Genomic DNA, 18,748 nt, shown 5'->3' on the forward strand with positions numbered 1-18,748 from the left:
ATATTCTACCTGTTCGAAAGCATTAAAAGCCATCCTTTTCCTTCTCTCTTTTCTCTAGGTAATTCCTCTCGCATGTAAAATCCTTCTGGCGGTTTCATGGGAAACAGGAACTTAGAAATCTCTAACCAATACCTTTATTGACATTTTACCCTTCTCTTTGCGTTTTTCTAAAGATCCTCTATGTGTTTGGGTGTCTTATTATGGACTCCCTGATGAGCTCTGGAAGGGTTATATAAGCCTTCTATGCCATATTTATCAAATTTTAAGCCATTTGTAAACGGTAGGTCTTCCTGTATTAAAAATACGGGCTACATCTCTATAGAGTCTTCTTTCGCATTTTTACCATCTCAAAACGAATTTTTACCTTATCAAAGGGTTGCATATTTTTATAACCTCGTCCTTATTGATAATAAGAACGTGTTTCCTCCTTTTTTTGTTTGTCTTTAAAAGGAAGAGATTTATTTTAACAATCATTGCAACTCCTTAATTCTTCTAACCAACAATTTTTAGGTTTATATTTAAATCTACCCTCTTTATTCCCAGAACCTCCACAAAGTGTCCCCCTGCTTTGGATTTAACAAGAGAGGAGAAAAAGCAACTTGACATAGAAAGTTTTTGATGTAGATTTTTTTACTTCATTACAAAATATTAGGAGGTGGAAAAATGATTGAGAAGAGTATGAGGTTTTTAATGCTTGTCGGATTCTTTTTTTGGGCATGCTCCTCTAATATAAGGCAGGATGAAGCGAAAGAAGAATTTTCAATCAGAGCCGGGGTTAATGTCAGCCACTGGCTATCGCAAAGTGATAAAAGAGGTGAAGAGAGAAAAAGTTATATTACAAAAGCTGATTTCGAGAAAATTGCATCTTTAGGATTTGACCATGTAAGGATCCCTATAGACGAGGTTCAGCTTTGGGATGAAGAAGGAAATAAGGAAAAAGAAGCTTTTGAATTACTTCATAGTGCAATTAAATGGGCGATTGAAAATAATTTGAGAGTCATTGTAGATTTACACATTATTCGTTCCCATCATTTCATTACAGAAAGAAACCTTTTATGGACCGAACCAAAGGAGCAGGAAAAATTAGTAGGTTTGTGGAGAGAGCTTTCAGAAGAACTCTCGGGATACCCAACAAGTATGGTGGCTTATGAAATTTTAAATGAAGCTGTGGCAGAAGACCCTGGGGATTGGAACAATCTCCTTAGAAAGGTGATATCAGCAATTAGAGTCAAAGAGCCAGAAAGAAAAATAGTGGTGGGGTCAAATAAATGGCAGATCCCTTCAACTTTTCCTGACTTAGAAATTCCTGAGAACGATAAAAATATTATTTTAAGCTTCCATTTCTACACTCCAATGGCTCTTACCCATCACTTAGCTCCATGGTCCCCTATTGCCGAATATAAGGGGGAGGTAAATTATCCAGGACAAATTGTAGATACATTACATTATAAAGATCTTTCTGAACCTACAGTTAAGGCAATGAGAGAATATGCAAATGGATATTTCACAAAAGACTCTTTGGAAAAAGAAATGGCTCCTGCGATAAAGGTGGCAAAAGATAAAAATTTGCCTTTATACTGTGGAGAATTTGGAATTTATCCAACAATTCCCGAGGAGATTGCTCTTCGCTGGTATAAGGATATTTGTGATATTTTTAAAGCAAATGGCATTGCATATTCCCACTGGTGCTATAAAGGAGATTTCCCAATCTTCGAGAAAGATGGTTCTCCTAAGAAAAGGCTTATTTCAATTTTAACGGCTAAATGATGGAGAAATTTTTAAAAAATGAAGAGGAGGTAGAGGATATGAAAAGATTTATTTTTTTATCCGTGGTGCTCTTCCTTAGCGTTTTTGCATCAATAGGTTGTGGGAAGAAAAAAGAAAAAACAAAGGGAACCGAAGAAACACGGATATACGAGAAAAAAGGACAAAAAGCTGAGACTAAAGACTTGCTATTAACCGAAAAGGAAGTGGAGTTATTTATTAAAGCTTGTCCAACCTTTATTGAGATTTGTAAAAGGCATGGAAAAAAGATTGAGAATTGGGCAGAAGCAGGAGATAAAAACTTATTTGCTGATATGAGAATTCTTGAAGAATGGAGGGAATATAAGGATGAGATTGATAGAGAGTTAAAAGGATATGGTTTCACTTTTGAGAGTTTCTTTGAAACTTATTCTAAAATTATAAGTTCCTTCTTTTATGGACAGATGGGGCAGTCTATGGGAATGGTAAGAGAAGAGATGAAGAAAATGCTTGAAAATCCTAATATACCGGAAGAACAGAAACAAGAGATAAGAGAAAGCCTAAAAAATTTGGAAAAAGAGGAAGAGACAGAGGAAACAAAAGCCTTAAGAAAGAACTGGGAAGTGGTGAAGAAATATGAGAAAGAGATAAAGAAGATATTTGAGCAAGAATAAAAGAGGTGATATTTGAAAGTTTTTCTATATCAAAATATACTTCCTGATAAATTTTGGTAAACTCAGCAAACATTACAATATAGGATCCATGAGGAATAATCTCCAAAAATTTATAAGGTAAAGGCTAAAAAAAAACAAGTTTTTTATCAAGATTTAAAATCCCGCCATTAAACCTTTGATGTATTTTTTACTAAGTTCATTAAGAGGATTATTAAAAAACTTTTCGCTAGGAGAAGCTTCTATTACTTCTCCAAGATACATAAAAACAACGTAATCTGCCAATCTCTTCGCTTGCCTTAAAACATGGGTTACCATAATAACTGTATATCTTTCTTTCAAAGAAAGCAACAAATTTTCTACTTTTTCAGAAGATATTGGGTCAAGAGCAGAGGTAATTTCGTCACAAAGGATAATTTCTGGCTCAACCGAAAGTGTCCTTGCGAGACATAAACGTTGCTGCTGGCCTATCGAAAGACTAGCTGCAGGAAAATCAAGTCTATCTTTTACTTCTTCCCATAGATGAACAACTCTTAAATATTTTTCTACAATTCGATCAAGTTCTGCTTTTTTTAACCTCCGATGAAGCCTAGGCCCATAAGCTACATTATCATAAATAGAAGCAGGAAGAGGGAAGGGTTTCTGATCTACCAATCCTATATTTTTCCTTATTTCATAAACTGGCTTTTTGCTATCATATATGTTTTCTCCTCCGATATAAACCGCACCTTTTATCTCTATATCAGCTCTTTCTTCAAGAAGTCTATTAAGGGCTTTTAAAAGAGTGCTTTTACCACATCCTGAAGGACCTATTATTGCTGTTAACTCATTCTCAGGAATATCAAGATTTATATTTTTTAATGCAACAATTCCTTTATCTAAACCAAGATTCATTGTGTCTTTATAAGATATACTCAAATTTCTTACCTTAATACCAATTTTAGATTTTTGCATCTTACTTTCCTTTTGGAATATATTTAGAGAAATGTTTTGTAAGAAAACGAGAGGTTAGATTTAATATTCCCACAATAACCACAAGAATGAAAGCTGCAGCATAAGCGTGCTCTCTCACAGAAGGATAGCAGGAGCTAGCTTGTTGAAAAATTATTATTGGTAAAGCTGTTACAGAATCAAAAAGTCCTTTAGGTATTGTATTGCTTGTTCCTGAAGTAAATATAATAGAAGCAGCATCTCCTATTCCTCTTCCCATCCCAATTAAAATTCCTGCGACAATCCCAGAGAGAGCATACTTACTTACCATTAGCAAAGTTTCAAACTTATTGGCACCTATTGAATAAGTAGCGTTTTTCAACTCTACAGGAACTGCTATTAGAGCCTCATCTATATATCTTGTTATAATGGGTAATTCAAGTAAAGTAAGGGCTGGAATTCCGGCAAAAAGACAACCTTTACCTTGGATGAATATTAAAATTGTCAAGACAAACACCCCATATACAATAGAAGGAATTCCCCACAAAATATCTAAAATCATTCTTATGAGTTCCGAGATTTTAGGAGTTGAGTAATCAGGCTGTAGAAAAACTGCAATCCCAAGCCCAATTACGCTTGCAATTAAGGTGGCAGGTATAACAAGATATAGACTCCCAAGGATTGCATGAACGAAGCCTCCTTTTCCCCCTAATAAATATTTTGGACCTGGAGTTGTTATTAAAATCTTAGGGTCACTAATTAGAACCTTTCCTCCTTTTAATAGAACAATGCTTATTATACTTAAAAGAGGGAAAATAACTAATAAAACGGAAGCCCTAATTAGAATCTTAAAGAAAAGTTCTTCTAATTTTCTTAACTTCATACCCCCCACCTTTTCTTCAGTTTTATTTTTATCCATCTTGCAAGAAAGTTGAAAATAGTGACAACAAAGAAAAGTTGTAATGCAGCAAAAGCAAGAGCTGATTGCTCTATTGGGATTGACATCATCTCACCAAAACTGCTTACAATAAGACTTGGCAGTGTCTGTCCTGCAGAAAAAGGAGAAGAAGGAATTTGATTTTTACCTCCAATCACCATTGCCACAGCCATTGTTTCGCCAAAAGCTCTTCCAAACCCTAAAAGAATTGCAGAAAATATTCCAGGAGCAGCCCCTTTTAAAAGGACTTTTTTTATCGTCTCCCACTTTGTTGCTCCTAAAGAGAGAGAAGCTTCTCTTAACTCCACAGGCAAAGATTTAAGACTTTCAGTGGATAGAGAAATGATCACAGGTAAAACCATTACAGAAAGAACTAAACTTGCCGTAAAAATACACATTCCTGTGGTTTCAACACCTATTAAAGGTCCAATATAATTAGAAACCAAAGGAACAAGAACTAAAAGAGCACAAACACCAAAAACAACAGAAGGAATACCTGCAAGGATATCTATAAAGGAAGAGATAAGAATTCTCTTCTGAGAAGAAGCAAATTCAGAGATGTATATTGCAGATAAAACCGCTATAGGGGTAGCTAAAACCATTGAAAGAATAGTTACATAAATGGTCCCAATAATGGCAGGCAAAAATCCAAAAGAGTATTTTTCGGGATTCCATTTAGAAGAAAAAAGAAGCTCTTTTAAGGAATATTTAGAAAGTAATAAAGTTGACTCAACTAGCAAACTTAAAAATATTAAGAGAAACAAGATACATACAAGGAAAGTAAAGGTAGACATCCATCTTCTTGTTGTTTTTTCTTTTAATAGCCTTAAAATTATTCTTCTTTTTTCTAAATTCATTATTTTCTTCTTCCACGATTTAAAGTCTCGATCTCTTCTTGAAGTTTTTCTGGAGAAAGCTTAATATAACCACTTTCTTCAATAAATTTCTGCCCTTCATTTAATATCCACTCCACAAATTTTTTCGCCTCCCCCTTAAAAGGGCCCTTAGAGACCAGATATTCGAATCTGGCTGGAGGAGAAGGATACTTTCCAATTGACACGTTATAAACGAATTTTTCTCTATTACTATAAAAATCTTCATCGGGGTCTAAAGTTCCGTTTTCGTTCAGGTCTATTGGCACAGGGCGAATTCCTTCTGCAAAAGAGCCAGTCTCTATATTGTATGCATAATTCAAATTGTTAAAACCTATAGAGTTTTTCTCTCTACTCACTGCAAGTGCAACAGCTTGATCTCCATCAAAATTTGCATGAGCTTTCTCTTTACAATCTCCCTGAGTATAATTCCCTAAAAATTCTGCCCACACCTGAGCCGCGCCTGAAGCATCAGATCTTCCATAAATAATTATTTTATCATCCTTAAGTTCCTTTCCCACAATTTCTCCCCATTCTTTGATCTCTCCCATAAATATTTTTCTTAATTCTTCTTTAGTTAAACCCCTTTTATATATCTCTTTTATAATTGGATTTTTCGAATTTATTGTCGCAACAACAGCATCTTTTGTCACGGCTACATAAAAAGCTCCTTCTTTTATTTCTTCTTCTCTTATAGGCCTTGATACCATACCTATATCCACCTGCCCACTCAAAACATCCGAAACTCCTTTTCCTGCTCCTCCTCCCGCGACTTCGACTTTAACACCGGAAACTTTCCCGTATTCTTCTGCCCAAACAAGCATCATTGGATATAAAGCCCAAGCCCCAGAAACCCTAATTTCTCTTCTTTCTTCTCTACCACTTTTACAACCACTTAAGAAAAGCAAAATAAGAATAAATCTAACCCACTTGTTGTTCATAAAACCTCCCTTTATACTACAATTTTACTATAATTATAGTAAAATTTAATTTTTGTCAAGGGTAAAATTTTTAATCTTTTCGAATTTAGGATCAAAATTCCTTCCTTTTTACAGGTATCCCAGTTTTTCTAATCGTTTCCTTATAATTTTAATTTCTTCACTTGAAAGTTCTTCTTTATTCCCTTCTGTAGAGGCCAGATCTCGGAGGACATATACCACAAACTCATTAACGCTACTAAATCCGGATTTCTGGATTATTTTCTTCAGCTTATTATATAAAGGTCTCGGTATCTTTAAGGTAACCTTATCTGTTTTCATAAGATATTTTAGCCATAAATAGCTTCAAAGTCAAGTTTTCTTCTTTTTGTCCTTGACTTTTTCTTCTATTTTATGATTATAAAAATAATGAATGTTGCAATATTGAGTAATTCCTATGGAGAAGATAGAAGTGGAGCCTTAATTGGAAGGAACTTAAAGAAATTCAATAAAAATATAAACATTATAGGTTTTCCGCTAATCTCTCTTGGAGAAGAATACAAAAAGAGAAATATTAAAGTGATTGGAGGACATCCACCTCCTCCTTCAGGAGGGTTTTTTTTAAAAAGTTTAAAAGGACTTTTGTTGGATTTAATAAGAAACTTTTATATTCCTATCTCTTATATTACCAAGCTCCATAAATTAAAAAAAGATATCAATGTTGTGGTTGTAGTGGGAGATACCCCTCTACTTTTTCTCGGATATATAGCACTCCATAAGAAAGCTTACTTTCTTGACCAGTGTAAGTCCAATCTTAAAGCTCCTCATCTTCCGATTGAGAGGTTCTTTATAAAGAGGTTAACAAAAGCTATTTTTGTTCACGACCAAATTACCTCAGAGTTCCTGAAAAAATTTGGAATCAATGCTCAATTTTTAGGCAATCCAATGATGGATGAGCTCTTAGAAGAAAGGAAATATAACCCCCCAAGAGGAAAAATTTTAATAGGGTTACTTCCGGGTTCAAGAAAAGAAGCGTATAAAAATATGGAGTTGATTTTGAAAGTTGTGTTGGAGCTCTTAAAAGAAGATGAAAAACTCCACTTCGCTGTTGCGCTATCTGAAACTATAGAGAAGGAGAAACTCCCAAAACTTTCAAAAGAACTAAAAGGGAAAATAGACTTTTGTTATGGAAGTTTTGTTGATATTGTAAAAAAGTCAAAAATTGTTATAAGTCTTGCAGGAACAGCAAGTGAACAAGCTCTTTATCTCGGAACCCCTGTGGTTTCATTCAAAGGAGGGGGGGCACAAAATTCAAGAAGAAGGATTAAAGCGCAGAAGAAATTACTTGGAGAGGCTTTTTTGGTTTTTAAATATAACCCCAAAAAAATTGCTAAGAAAATTTTAGAAATAATTCAAGACAAAGAGTTATTAGATAGCCTGATTTTAAAAGGAAGAAAGAGAGCTGGTCCAGAAGGAGGAGCAAGAAATATAGCCAAATTTATATATTTAATGGAATCAGCTTAAGACTTTATCTTGACTTAATCTTTCTTTAAGTTAAATTTAGATTTATGAAAAGGTTAGTGTTAATTGATGGTTCCTCTCTTTCGTATCGTTCTTACTATGCTTTCATTAACAATCCCCTAAAAACTTCTAAAGGAGAACCGACCTCAGCCATTTTCGGTTTTGCAAGAGCTATAAAAAAAATATCAAGGGAATTAAAGCCAGACTATGCTGCAGTTTGTTTTGATCTTCCTCATCCAACATTTAGAAAAGAAGAATTTAGTGCTTATAAGGCTCATAGAAAGAAAACCCCAGAAGATCTTGTTGTTCAACTTCCTTATATAAAAGAACTCTGCGAAGCGGCTGGTTTTCCAGTAATAACTAAAGAAGGATATGAAGCAGATGACATAATAGCAACCCTTGTAGAACAGGTTAAAGGGGAAGACTTAGAAACAATTATATTTACTTTAGATAAAGATTTAACACAACTTGTTTCAGATAAAGTTAAAGTTCTTAATATGCATAAGTCAGAAGAAGAACTTTATGATAGGAATAAGGTAGAAGAAAAATTTGGGGTTCCTCCAGAGAAAATAAAGGACCTCCTTGCCCTTTCTGGGGATTCTTCCGACAATATTCCTGGCATAAAAGGAATTGGAGAAAAAACAGCAGCTTCTTTATTGAAAAAATTTGGAAGTCTTGAGAATATTTTTTTAAATATAGAAGAGATAGAAAACTCTGCCATCCGGAATAAATTAAAAGGAAAAGAGGAAGAGGCAAAAAAATGGAAGAGTTTAATAGAACTTAATAAAAATGTGCCAATACAGAAGGAGATTTCAGAACTTAAATATAGAGGAGAAAATGTAGAAAAGCTTAGAAGTCTTTTACAGTCTCTTGAATTTTATTCTTTGATAAAAGAATGGGTTGGAGAAATAAAAGGAAGAACAAATTATCAGATAGTGAGCTCTCTAAAAATAAAGAAGGAATATCCTTTATGCGTTTACTTAGAGCCTATTAAAAATCAAATTTTTGTTTCCTCAGGTGAAGAAGTAGAAATTATGAATAAAAATAGATTAAGAGAATCCATTAAAGAAGGAAAGGAAACAATCCTTGTTACTGAAGATGTGAAAAGGCTTGCGCATTTAATTGGTTTTTACCCTAAAAATGAAGTTTTTGATCTCTCCATAGCTCATTATTTACTTTATCCTAATAGAAGAGACCACTCTCTTCCAAGAATTATGATTGAGGAAGGATTAAATATTGGACCTTCTGAAGAGATTTCTGTTTCAATTTATGAAGTTTACGTAAAGCTAAAAAACAGATTGGAAGAAAATGAACTTTTAGAAATCTACAAAGAAATAGAAAAACCTCTAATACCCGTCCTTTTTAAGATGGAAGAAAATGGAATTCTTGTTGACAAAAATTTATTAGAAGAACTTAAAGAATCTATGGAGAAAGAATTAAAAGAAATTGAACAATCTATTTACAGGCTTGCTGGAGTTGAATTTAACATCCGTTCTCCAAAACAACTTAGAGAAATATTATTTGGAAGGCTTGGGTTGCCTCCTTTAAAGAAAATAAAAACAGGTTTTTCTACAGATTTAGAGGTTCTTTCCCTTCTCTCTTCTTACCATTCAATAGTTCCCGAATTGATAAATTTTAGAGAACTTGATAAGCTTATAACGGCTTACATAATTCCTCTTATAAATTCAATAAACAAGGAAAATGGGCGAATTCATCCTGAATTTCAACAGACAGTTGCTGCAACCGGAAGGCTGACAACAATAAATCCAAATCTCCAAACCTTACCTATAAGAACAGAAAAAGGTAAGAAAATAAGGGAAGCGGTTATAGCACCGAAGGAATGTCAAATCCTTTCCTGTGATTATTCCCAGATTGAACTTAGAATTCTTGCTTATCTTTCAAAAGACGAAAAATTAATAGAAGATTTTGAAAATAATCTTGACATCCATCTACAAACCGCATCAAGAATATTTGGAATAGAAGGAGAGAAAGTTTCAGAAGAACTAAGAAGAAGGGCAAAAGCGGTAAATTTTGGAATCATTTATGGTATAAGCCCATTTGGTCTTTCAAAGCAGCTTGGGATTACGAATCTTGAGGCAAGTGCGATAATAGAGAAATACTATGCTTCCCATCCTGGAGTTGCAAAATGGCAAAAGGAAATTGTAGAGAAAGCAATGGAAAGAGGTTTTGTTAAGACAATTTTTGGTAGAAAGAGACTAATTCCTGAACTTAAAAATCCAAAAGAGGTAGAGTACGGAAAGAGGATAGCAATAAACACTCCGATTCAAGGAAGCGCGGCTGACATAATAAAAAAAGCAATGATAGAGATAAACAAAGAATTAGAAAAAAGAGAATTAAAAACAAAAATGATTCTTCAGATCCATGATGAACTCCTTTTTGAAGTCCCAAGCTTTGAGAAGGAAGAGGTGAAAGAACTTGTAATATCCGCAATGGAAAATGCAGGTAAAGTTGTTGGAATTCCTCTAAAAGTAGATTATTCTTTTGGAAAGAATTGGAATGAGGCGCATTGAGAGTAATTAAAAAGAAAAAAAGGTTTCTATACCCCAGAACTGTTTATTATAATTCCCATCATATTTAAGTCCGGTAAGTTCATAAAAAAATCTTACTTCGAGAATCTTTAACCCTATTTTAAGATCAAGATCTTCTTTACAAAAAGTTATCTGAGCTTCAGGGGTAATTCTTCTATTATATAAAGGATATCTAAGATTCAGAAGTAAAGCACCCTCAAATGAATAATCTTTAAACGAATAATTAATAAATGCTTTTAGGAAATCGTTATTTATCGCCAAAAGACAGTTATTCTTACTAAATTCAAAATCTCCATACTTTGACTTAAAACCTATTGCAGGGTCTCTTTGAAAAAGGAAATAAATTGAATTATTAAGAGAAAAAATGTAAATAGGAGCAATGGAGAAACTTTTCACTTTAACCCTCCCCTCTTTAAAAAAGCCTTCTCCTACAAAATTAATCATGACTAAAAATATTGGGTCTTTTACTCGAACCAAATAAGAAAAGAACGCCCTATCGTCATAGGTTAATCCTAATCTTCCATCTCCAATTTTCAAATATCCCCACCAATTTTCTTTAGTTGTTTCAAAATACAGATAATCAGAGGAAAGAGAGAAATTTAACACATCCCCATATATAGAAGTAACTATTTGAGTTTTACATAAAAAGGGAAATGAAATAGAGCCAAAACCTCTAAGAATTTCTCCAGAACCAAATATTCCTCCAGAATATCCTATCTTGGTTAATTTTCTCTCAAAATAAAACTGAAGCAATTTATAATCACCATTTACAATTCTAAGACAGGAATAAGGAATTGTATCATATTCTTCTTTAAGAGAAATTAGGAAAATATCATCTTCTCCAAGGATTGTTCGATTAATGTATCTTTGAACAGGAAACTGAGATATAAAATCACTTTTGTAAGAATATAAACCAATGGAAGGGGTGTTGTTAACCCAACTAAATTCTCTTAAATCTTTTTGAGGAAATTCAAAAATAATTAAAGGGATCTGAACATATAAAAGATGATAAGCTAAAAATCCCATCCTTTTAACAAAATTGTAAGATTTTGGGGATCAGAGTGTTCTTTCATTATTAATAGATTTTTTATAAGAAGACTCAATTAATACAAAATAAATAATGAGTAAAATTAAACCAATAGTTACAAAAGAATCCGCAACATTAAAGGTCGGCCAGCGCCAATTTCCAACCCCTACATCTATAAAATCTATCACCTCCATATAAAGGAATCTATCAGTAAGGTTACCAAGGGCCCCTCCTATTATAAAAGATAAACTGGTAAGAGAAAATTTTGAATCGCTTTTCCAGAAGAGGAATAATACAAATATAAATGCAATTATAGTAAGTGTTGTAGAGACAACAGCTCCTCCAAAATTAAGACCAAAAACAGAATTTGGATTTCTTATATAGGTAAATTTAACCACATTTCCAATTACCATCTTTGAATCTCCATATAACATAGATTTAATAATCAATTTCTTTGTAACCTGATCTAATAGAAGAACAGAAATAAAAATTGGTGAAAAAAACAATTTGTGCTTAAAACTTATAGAATTTCTTCCTCTTTCCAACTTATTCTTTCCTTATTTTCTGCGCAGGTTTTACAATATCTTGTGTAAGGGATGGCTTTTAATCTTTCCTTTTTTATTTGAATCCCACAATTTTCACAAAATCCATATTCTTTATCTGCAATTTTTTGTAAGGCAATATCAATGTCTTTCAATTTCTGTGTTAGTTGACTCATTATGTAAGAATCTCTATCAATCCTGCTTTCTACATCAGCAATATCTGCTATATGGGTAGGGAAAGGAGTATTTTCTTCTCCGTCCTCCAAGGGATTAATTTCTACCTTAGCTTCTAAGGCTTTAATCTCTTCAATAACCTCTTTTCTCTCTTTTCTCAACTTTCTCTCAAAATATTCATAATCAATCTTCCAGCTCAAAATTTCCTCCTTTTATTATATTGACACATCTTTCACAAAGGTTCTCAAATTCTTTATCTCTACCTACACTTGTAGAGAACATCCAACATCTTGCACATTTTTTTCCTTCTGCTTTATCTATCCCATATACTCCAAGTTTTCCTTCATATATATATTTTGAATTCACCAGAGTTGTAAGCTCCACATCGGAAACAATAAAAATCTCCTTTAAATATTCCTTCATCTCTTCAAGCTCATTTATATTACTTTTTATAAAAACTTTTGCTTCAAGAGAATTTCCAATAAAACCATCTTCTTGAGTCTTCTCTAAAATTTTGTGAAATTCTTCTCTTACTTCCAGAATCTTCTCAAACTTCTCTAAGAGTTCTTTATCTTCTTCTGTCTCTTCTCCGGGTTCTGGAAAATCAGCGAGGAATATTGAATCTTCTCCATATAAATTCTGCCAGACTTCCTCTGCGGTAAAAGATAAAATAGGGGCAATAATTATAGCAAGGTCTTTAGCTAATTTAAATAGAACAGTCTGAGCACTTCTTCTTTTTTTACTATCCTTTGCTTCTACATACAATCGATCTTTAATAATGTCCATATAAAAAGAAGAAAGAGTTGTAACCACAAAATCGTAAAATTTCCTATAAACTTTATAGTAATGAAGAGATTCGTAATTCTTTGTGACTTCTTTTATCAATCTATTTAGTTTTATTAAAATAAAACGGTCTACAGGTAACAAATCTTCTTTCTTAAGGGAATAAGATTCCTTAAAATCATAAGTATTACCCAACATAAATCTAAAAGTATTTCTTATCTTCCTATAAGCGTCAACAGTTCTCTGTATTATTTCTCTTCCATATCTAACATCTAACGTCCAGTTGACAGAGGCAATCCATAATCTTAAGACATCCGCTCCAAATTCCTCTATGATTTCAGAGGGAGTTGTAACATTCCCAAGAGACTTATGCATAGATTGTCCTTCACTATCCAACATCCAGCCATGCGTCACTACTTTTCTGTAAGGAGGAGCGTCTTTTATAGCAAGAGAAAGAACTAAGGAAGAATTAAACCAACCTCTATGTTGATCCGGCCCTTCAAGATACACATCGGCTGGCCAAAATTCTTCCTCTAAAGCCCCAAAAGAAGAAATTCCCGAATCAAACCAAACGTCCAAAATGTCCGTTCCTTTCTCCCATTCCAATCCCCCACATTTCTCGCATTTATAACCCTTACCCAAAATCTCCTCAGGTGTTAATTGGAACCAGAAGTCTGCGGAATTCTTTTTGAATAGTTCGGCAACTTTTAAGATAAAGTCTTTTTTAAGAAGTGCTTCTTTACACTTCTTACAAAAGAAAGCAGGAATATTCACCCCCCATTTTCTTTGTCTTGAAATACACCAATCAGGTCTATCACTAACTGCAGCAAACATTCGCTCTTCACTTTGAGGAGGATACCATTCTGTGTTTCTCACAACTTCTAATGCTTTTTTTCTTAGGTCTCTGTGTTCAATTGAAATGAACCATTGTTCTGTGGCACGAAAAATGAGTGGAGTTTTACATCTCCAACAAATTGGATAATTATGTTCTATTTTATTAAAGTGAATTAAACTTCCTTTTTCTTTTAATATATCTAAAACTTTAATTGAAGCTTCTTCCGTTGATAACCCCTTGAATATTCCAGCTTCTTCTGTAAATCGCCCTTTTTCATCTAAAGGAGAATAAATAGGAAGGCCGACTTCTCTTCCGAGGACATAATCTTCTCTTCCATGCCCTGGAGCTATATGAACTATTCCTGTCCCTTCGTTCATCGTGACAAATTTTGCAGGATGAATAGAAGATTTTCTATCAAGAAAAGGATGTTTAAAAGCAATTCCTTTTAATTCTTCCCCTTTAAACTCTTTAATAATTTCATAATTACTCCATATTCCCTTTTCAACATTTTCTTTAAGAAGTTCTTTGGCAAGCAGAAACTTTTTCTTATTAACCTCAATGACAACATAGGAGTATTCAGGATGAACAGCCAAAGCAAGATTGGAAATAATGGTCCAAGGTGTTGTAGTCCATATTAGAGCATCAAACTCCTCTCCTTCCATTTTAAAAGTTAAAGAAGGAGACTCCATCATTTTATATTCAATCTCAGAGATCGCCAAAGCTGTTTCACAGATTGGACACCAATGAACTGGCATATAACCACGATAGACATAACCCTTTTCTACAACCTTTGCTAAAAGTTCTAATTCAAGTCCTTCATATTCTTTACTCATAGTTATATAGGGATTCTCCCAATCTCCTAAAACCCCAAGACGCTTAAAATCTTTCTTCTGTTCTTCAATCCACTTTGAGGCGAATTCCCTACAAGCCTTTCTTATAGTAAGAATATCTTCATCTTCTTTGAAGTCTTTTATAACAATGTTTTCAATAGGCATCCCATGAGCATCCCAACCTGGCCTAAAGGGAGTGTAGAAACCCTTTAGCATTTTGTATTTAACAGTAATATCTTTAACAATTTTATTCATTGCTTGCCCAAGATGAATGTGTCCATTAGCATAAGGAGGCCCATCATGGAGAATGAAAAATTTCCCATTCTTTCTCTTTTGGATTGCTCTTTCGTAGACCTTCCTTTCTTCCCAAAATTGAACAAATAAAGGTTCTCTTTTGGGAAGATCCCCTTTCATTGAAAAATTTGTTTCTGGTAGATTTATGGTGTCTTTAAGCTTCACTGTCTCTTAAAAATTCCTAAGGCAAGTCAAGATACATCTTAAGGCTCTTGTTATCAGGGTCTAATTCTAAGGCCTTTGCCCATATCTCTCTTGCCATTTCTTTATCGTTTTCTTTATAATAGCAAAAACCAAGCTTTACAGCGGCAGGGACAAAATCTCCACTCCTTCTTAAGACTTCTTTTAACTCTTTTTTTGCATTTTCATAATCTTTTTTCTTTATATAAATATCTCCCAACATTGTTCTTATATCGTGAAAATTAGGTGCAAACCGAAGGGCTTTTTTTAGTTCCTCTATCGCCTCATCATATCTTTCTATGCTCGCATACAAAACAGCAGCTTCTTTGTGGACATTTGCGATTCTCGCTCTAATTGAAAATTCAACCTTTTCCTCTTCTAAGTCTCGTTCTTTTTCCAGCCTTTCAGCTATTTCAAATTCTTTATTTGCTTCTTCAATTTCTCCTAATTGATTAAGAGTTAACGCATAATTTATATGTCCTTCAATATATTCAGGGTTACTTTCAACTGCTCTTTTAAAATATGTCACTGCATCTTTATATCTGCCTGAAAGAGATAGGGCCACCCCCATTAGGTTATTTATATCAGGGTAATCTGGGTTTTTCTCAAGAGCCTTTTGTAGAAAAAATGTGGCTTTTTGATAACTCCCTATTTCTATTAATCTCTTGCCTTCTTCCAAAAAATCTTTTTCTTCAGACATAATATCTCCTATTTTTAATTTTAATATATATAAACTTCTCATATGTCAAGGGCAAAAAGTAAAAATATTTAGAGAGTTTATTCATCCATAATATGAAAGTTTAATCTTCCTCCCCTTGCAAGTGGATTTTTTTTTAGTATATTCAAGTATACCGGGGCGTAGCGCAGCCTGGTTAGCGCGCCAGCTTGGGGTGCTGGAGGTCGGTGGTTCAAATCCACTCGCCCCGAATAAAATATGTTCTTTAATTTTTGAATGAATTTCTTTTTTCTGCTTTTTAAGTTTTTGGCATTTTCTTTACCTAAGGGGTTAGGAGACCTTCTTGCGAGAGGGTTCGCTCGTTTTTCTTATACTTTTATATATAGAAAAGGTATAAAAAATCACCTTTCTAATCTTAAGGAGATTTTTAAGGATAAAACCGAAAAAGAATTACTATATATATCAAAGAAAGCAGGAATTAACCTCTCTCTCTGTTTATATGAACAACTTTTAATGGGAGGTTTTTTAAACAAAAGAAATTTCAGAAAATTTTTGAAAGGAGAAAATATTTACAACCTTTATAAAGCATTTAAAGAAAGGAAAGGAGTGGTAATATTAACAGGCCATTTGGGAAACTACGAATGGGGTGCGGCTCTTATGTGTTATCTTGGCTTTCCTGTTGCAGGGATTTCCATAGAATATAGAACAGAACTTATAAAAAATATTTATGAAAAAAATAGAAAAAAAGTTGGGATGAAGGTTTTCTATGTAAAAAAAAGTTTTGCTAATCTCGTTAGATTTTTAAAAGAAGGAGGTGTTCTCGCCTTAGCAGGTGATAGAAGATTTAATGGTTCTCCTATTAAGGTTAAAATGTTTGGTAAAGAAATTGAGATTCCAAAAGGAGCTTTCTTCTTAGCTTCAAAATTAGGATCCCCAATAATACCTGCTTTCTCTGTAAGAGAAAAGGACAAGCTTTATCATGTTTATTTTGAAGAACCTTATAAAATTAAGGAAGGAGAAATCGAAGAGGGGGCAAAAAGATATGTTGAGATTTTTGAAAAGTATATAAGAAAATATCCAGACCAATGGTTTCTTTTTGAAAAATTATGAGCCAAAAAATACTAATAGTTATTCCGGCTTATAATGAAGAAAAAAATATTGGAAATTTACTAAAGAAAATAAAAAAAATTTCCCCCTTAAAAGATGTGTTAGTCGTAGATGATGGTTCAAAAGATAATACGAGTCTTATTGCAAAAAAAATAGGATGTAAAGTTTTAAGTTTTGAAAGAAATCAAGGTAAAGGAGCCGCTCTTAAAAGAGGCTTTGATTTTGCTATCCGTAATGGGTATGATTTGGTTATTACAATGGATGGAGATGGACAACACGATCCTTCTGAGATACCAAAATTCCTTAAAACGTATGAGTTAACAAGAGCTGATTTAATCATTGGAACAAGAGAACACAATCTTGCTGAAATGCCTTTTTTACGTTTTATGGTTAATAACCTTACTTCTTTTATAACTTCTATTCTGTGTAGAATTAGGGTACACGATAGCCAGTCAGGGTTTCGTCTTATAAGTAAAAAAGTCCTTACAACGGTTACTTTAAAAACAGGTAAATTTCAGATGGAAACTGAAATAATAATTGAAGCTGCGAGAAGAGGGTTTTTAATAAAAGAAATCCCAATTAAAATTATATATTTTGAAAAGTTTAAAAGTCATATAAATCCTTTAATTGATACATTGAGATTTATTAAACTTGCTATAGGAATGTTATGGCGTTAATACTTATTTCTAATGATGATGGAATAGATGCATTGGGATTGAAAATTCTAAGGGCAGCAGTGAAAGATTTAGGGAGGACGATTGTCTTTGCTCCTATTGGAGAAAGAAGCGGAGCAAGTCATTCCTTAACTATTCATAAAAGTATAAAAGTAAAAAAAATTGAAGAAGACACTTATGTTACTGATGGAACTCCTACGGATTGCATTCTTTATAGTGTTCGAGGGATTTTGGAGGAGAAACCCGCTCTTGTTCTTGGGGGAATTAATCATGGTGCTAATCTTGGCTGTGATGTTTCTTACTCAGGAACTGTGGCAATAGCGATGGAAGGAACACTCCTTGGGATTCCTTCAATTGCTTTTTCTCAAGTGGACTTTCAAAACTCATTTAATCCACAGTTTGCGGAAAAAGTGGTCCGTTGGATAGCAAGAAAAATACTTAAAAATAAATTGCCTGAGGGGGTTTTTTTAAATATTAACCTCCCTCCAAAACCGAATGGAAAGATAAAGATTACGAGTTTAGGCAATAGAGTTTATAGAGATAAGGTTATAAAATGTATGGAGAATGAAAATGAATTTGTCTATTCTCTTAAAGGAGAAGAACCAACCTGGATTCCAAGTTCAAACTCTGATTTTGATGCAATAGAAAATGGATTTGTATCTATAACACCTATTCATATGGAATATACTGATTTTGATATGATAAAAAAACTTAAGGATTGGGAAGATGAGTGTCAATTATAAACATCAAAGAGAAAGAATGGTGGAAGAACAAATAATAAGTAGAGGAATTAGTGACGAAAGGGTTCTTAAGGCAATGAGAGAAGTTCCAAGACATAAATTTGTAGAGGAAGGATTAAGAAGCGCAGCTTATCAAGATAATCCCCTTCCTATTGGATGGGAACAGACTATCTCTCAACCTTATATTGTAGCTCTTATGACAGAGCTTCTTGATGTGGATAAAACTCATAAGGTTCTTGAAGTAGGAACAGGAAGTGGTTATCAGGCTGCTATTCTTTCTTTACTTGCAATGAGCGTTATAACAATTGAAAGGATACCAGAACTTTATAAAAGAGCAAAAGAGACCTTGCGTAAATTAGGTTACAATAATATAACTGTTGTGTTAGGAGACGGAAGTATCGGCTATAAAGAATATGCTCCTTATGACAGAATTATGGTAACTGCTGCTGCTCCTTCAGTGCCTGAAGAATTAATTCAACAGTTAAAAGAGAATGGAAAGATTGTTATCCCTGTAGGTAATATTATTACTCAGGAACTTATTGTTTTAAGAAAAGAAAAAGATAAAATAGTTACAACTAAAAGTATAGGAGTAAGATTCGTTCCTCTTAAAGGGAAAGGAGGTTGGCAAAACGGGGCGTAGCGCAGCCTGGTTAGCGCGCCTGCTTCGGGAGCAGGAGGTCGGTGGTTCAAATCCACTCGCCCCGAGATTATAAGAAGGATAATTTTCTATAGGAAGAGGAGGACAT

The 18,748-nt window shown here is 33.6% G+C and carries 18 protein-coding genes and 2 tRNA genes; 10 read left to right on the forward strand and 10 right to left on the reverse strand.

Going from position 1 to position 18,748, the window contains the following annotated elements; all coding sequences use genetic code 11:
* The first annotated feature begins 663 nt into the window (after positions 1 to 663).
* Both ABIN61_01060 and ABIN61_01065 read left to right on the forward strand, forming a co-directional pair.
* The gene (locus ABIN61_01060) at positions 664 to 1,767 is read left to right on the forward strand and encodes a cellulase family glycosylhydrolase (protein MEO0292796.1); all 1,104 of its coding nucleotides are present in this window, start codon (positions 664 to 666) and stop codon (positions 1,765 to 1,767) included.
* Positions 1,768 to 1,805: 38 nt separating this feature from the next.
* Complete coding sequence (locus ABIN61_01065; protein ID MEO0292797.1) at positions 1,806 to 2,417, forward strand: hypothetical protein; 612 nt, start codon at positions 1,806 to 1,808, stop codon at positions 2,415 to 2,417.
* Between the two features lie 153 nt (positions 2,418 to 2,570).
* On the opposite strand, the gene ABIN61_01070 is transcribed toward ABIN61_01065, so the two are convergent.
* From ABIN61_01070 to ABIN61_01090, 5 genes are all read right to left on the reverse strand, one after another.
* Entirely contained in the window at positions 2,571 to 3,368 is a 798-nt protein-coding gene (locus tag ABIN61_01070; GenBank protein ID MEO0292798.1) for a phosphate ABC transporter ATP-binding protein, read from the reverse strand.
* Position 3,369: 1 nt separating this feature from the next.
* Complete coding sequence (locus ABIN61_01075) at positions 3,370 to 4,227, reverse strand: ABC transporter permease subunit (GenBank protein MEO0292799.1); 858 nt, start codon at positions 4,225 to 4,227, stop codon at positions 3,370 to 3,372.
* Positions 4,224 to 5,138: a phosphate ABC transporter permease subunit PstC gene (gene pstC, locus ABIN61_01080; GenBank protein ID MEO0292800.1), complete on the reverse strand. Its 915-nt coding sequence runs from the start codon at positions 5,136 to 5,138 to the stop codon at positions 4,224 to 4,226. Before pstC ends, ABIN61_01075 begins: the two co-directional genes overlap by 4 nt.
* Complete coding sequence (locus ABIN61_01085) at positions 5,138 to 6,094, reverse strand: substrate-binding domain-containing protein (protein ID MEO0292801.1); 957 nt, start codon at positions 6,092 to 6,094, stop codon at positions 5,138 to 5,140. Before ABIN61_01085 ends, pstC begins: the two co-directional genes overlap by 1 nt.
* 108 nt (positions 6,095 to 6,202) lie before the next feature.
* Positions 6,203 to 6,412, reverse strand: a complete 210-nt coding sequence (locus ABIN61_01090; GenBank protein ID MEO0292802.1) for a CopG family transcriptional regulator — start codon at positions 6,410 to 6,412, stop codon at positions 6,203 to 6,205.
* Positions 6,413 to 6,484: 72 nt separating this feature from the next.
* Here ABIN61_01090 and ABIN61_01095 point away from each other — a divergent pair, with 72 nt between their 5' ends.
* Both ABIN61_01095 and ABIN61_01100 read left to right on the forward strand, forming a co-directional pair.
* On the forward strand, positions 6,485 to 7,594 hold the full coding sequence (locus ABIN61_01095) for a lipid-A-disaccharide synthase-related protein (protein ID MEO0292803.1): 1,110 nt from the start codon (positions 6,485 to 6,487) through the stop codon (positions 7,592 to 7,594).
* Positions 7,595 to 7,638: 44 nt separating this feature from the next.
* Positions 7,639 to 10,122, forward strand: a complete 2,484-nt coding sequence (locus tag ABIN61_01100; GenBank protein MEO0292804.1) for a DNA polymerase I — start codon at positions 7,639 to 7,641, stop codon at positions 10,120 to 10,122.
* A gap of 6 nt (positions 10,123 to 10,128) precedes the next feature.
* Here ABIN61_01100 and ABIN61_01105 read toward each other — a convergent pair whose 3' ends face one another.
* The 5 genes from ABIN61_01105 to ABIN61_01125 are packed head-to-tail and all read right to left on the reverse strand — an operon-like array spanning position 10,129 to position 15,505.
* Positions 10,129 to 11,166 (reverse strand): hypothetical protein, encoded by a 1,038-nt coding sequence (locus tag ABIN61_01105; GenBank protein MEO0292805.1) that lies wholly within the window; start codon positions 11,164 to 11,166, stop codon positions 10,129 to 10,131.
* Positions 11,167 to 11,196: 30 nt separating this feature from the next.
* Complete coding sequence (lspA, locus tag ABIN61_01110) at positions 11,197 to 11,712, reverse strand: signal peptidase II (GenBank protein ID MEO0292806.1); 516 nt, start codon at positions 11,710 to 11,712, stop codon at positions 11,197 to 11,199.
* Complete coding sequence (locus ABIN61_01115) at positions 11,688 to 12,083, reverse strand: TraR/DksA C4-type zinc finger protein (GenBank protein ID MEO0292807.1); 396 nt, start codon at positions 12,081 to 12,083, stop codon at positions 11,688 to 11,690. The genes lspA and ABIN61_01115 overlap by 25 nt, the downstream gene beginning before the upstream one ends.
* Entirely contained in the window at positions 12,067 to 14,790 is a 2,724-nt protein-coding gene (gene ileS, locus ABIN61_01120) for an isoleucine--tRNA ligase (GenBank protein ID MEO0292808.1), read from the reverse strand. Before ileS ends, ABIN61_01115 begins: the two co-directional genes overlap by 17 nt.
* 16 nt (positions 14,791 to 14,806) lie before the next feature.
* The gene (locus tag ABIN61_01125) at positions 14,807 to 15,505 is read right to left on the reverse strand and encodes a tetratricopeptide repeat protein (protein MEO0292809.1); all 699 of its coding nucleotides are present in this window, start codon (positions 15,503 to 15,505) and stop codon (positions 14,807 to 14,809) included.
* Positions 15,506 to 15,657: 152 nt separating this feature from the next.
* Here ABIN61_01125 and ABIN61_01130 point away from each other — a divergent pair.
* From ABIN61_01130 to ABIN61_01155, 6 genes are all read left to right on the forward strand, one after another.
* Positions 15,658 to 15,732, forward strand: a tRNA-Pro gene (locus ABIN61_01130).
* Between the two features lie 25 nt (positions 15,733 to 15,757).
* Positions 15,758 to 16,591, forward strand: a complete 834-nt coding sequence (locus ABIN61_01135; GenBank protein MEO0292810.1) for a lysophospholipid acyltransferase family protein — start codon at positions 15,758 to 15,760, stop codon at positions 16,589 to 16,591.
* Entirely contained in the window at positions 16,588 to 17,265 is a 678-nt protein-coding gene (locus ABIN61_01140) for a glycosyltransferase family 2 protein (protein MEO0292811.1), read from the forward strand. The genes ABIN61_01135 and ABIN61_01140 overlap by 4 nt, the downstream gene beginning before the upstream one ends.
* On the forward strand, positions 17,256 to 18,005 hold the full coding sequence (surE, locus tag ABIN61_01145; protein MEO0292812.1) for a 5'/3'-nucleotidase SurE: 750 nt from the start codon (positions 17,256 to 17,258) through the stop codon (positions 18,003 to 18,005). Before ABIN61_01140 ends, surE begins: the two co-directional genes overlap by 10 nt.
* The gene (locus ABIN61_01150) at positions 17,989 to 18,642 is read left to right on the forward strand and encodes a protein-L-isoaspartate(D-aspartate) O-methyltransferase (GenBank protein MEO0292813.1); all 654 of its coding nucleotides are present in this window, start codon (positions 17,989 to 17,991) and stop codon (positions 18,640 to 18,642) included. The genes surE and ABIN61_01150 overlap by 17 nt, the downstream gene beginning before the upstream one ends.
* Positions 18,633 to 18,707 (forward strand) — tRNA-Pro (locus ABIN61_01155). The genes ABIN61_01150 and ABIN61_01155 overlap by 10 nt, the downstream gene beginning before the upstream one ends.
* The last annotated feature ends 41 nt before the right edge of the window (positions 18,708 to 18,748 follow it).

The sequence above is a fragment of the candidate division WOR-3 bacterium genome (assembly GCA_039804165.1).
GTDB lineage: Bacteria > Hydrothermota > UBA3072 > UBA3072 > UBA3072 > JAFGHJ01.

What these genes read in the sequence shown, in the direction of transcription:
- ABIN61_01060 (MEO0292796.1), top strand. Translation starts at nt 664, where the DNA reads ATGATTGAGAAGAGTATGAGGTTTTTAATGCTTGTCGGATTCTTTTTT.
- ABIN61_01065 (MEO0292797.1), top strand. Translation starts at nt 1,806, where the DNA reads ATGAAAAGATTTATTTTTTTATCCGTGGTGCTCTTCCTTAGCGTTTTT.
- ABIN61_01070 (MEO0292798.1), bottom strand. Translation starts at nt 3,368, where the DNA reads ATGCAAAAATCTAAAATTGGTATTAAGGTAAGAAATTTGAGTATATCT.
- ABIN61_01075 (MEO0292799.1), bottom strand. Translation starts at nt 4,227, where the DNA reads ATGAAGTTAAGAAAATTAGAAGAACTTTTCTTTAAGATTCTAATTAGG.
- pstC (MEO0292800.1), bottom strand. Translation starts at nt 5,138, where the DNA reads ATGAATTTAGAAAAAAGAAGAATAATTTTAAGGCTATTAAAAGAAAAA.
- ABIN61_01085 (MEO0292801.1), bottom strand. Translation starts at nt 6,094, where the DNA reads ATGAACAACAAGTGGGTTAGATTTATTCTTATTTTGCTTTTCTTAAGT.
- ABIN61_01090 (MEO0292802.1), bottom strand. Translation starts at nt 6,412, where the DNA reads ATGAAAACAGATAAGGTTACCTTAAAGATACCGAGACCTTTATATAAT.
- ABIN61_01095 (MEO0292803.1), top strand. Translation starts at nt 6,485, where the DNA reads ATGATTATAAAAATAATGAATGTTGCAATATTGAGTAATTCCTATGGA.
- ABIN61_01100 (MEO0292804.1), top strand. Translation starts at nt 7,639, where the DNA reads ATGAAAAGGTTAGTGTTAATTGATGGTTCCTCTCTTTCGTATCGTTCT.
- ABIN61_01105 (MEO0292805.1), bottom strand. Translation starts at nt 11,166, where the DNA reads ATGGGATTTTTAGCTTATCATCTTTTATATGTTCAGATCCCTTTAATT.
- ABIN61_01125 (MEO0292809.1), bottom strand. Translation starts at nt 15,505, where the DNA reads ATGTCTGAAGAAAAAGATTTTTTGGAAGAAGGCAAGAGATTAATAGAA.
- ABIN61_01135 (MEO0292810.1), top strand. Translation starts at nt 15,758, where the DNA reads ATGAATTTCTTTTTTCTGCTTTTTAAGTTTTTGGCATTTTCTTTACCT.
- ABIN61_01140 (MEO0292811.1), top strand. Translation starts at nt 16,588, where the DNA reads ATGAGCCAAAAAATACTAATAGTTATTCCGGCTTATAATGAAGAAAAA.
- surE (MEO0292812.1), top strand. Translation starts at nt 17,256, where the DNA reads ATGGCGTTAATACTTATTTCTAATGATGATGGAATAGATGCATTGGGA.
- ABIN61_01150 (MEO0292813.1), top strand. Translation starts at nt 17,989, where the DNA reads ATGAGTGTCAATTATAAACATCAAAGAGAAAGAATGGTGGAAGAACAA.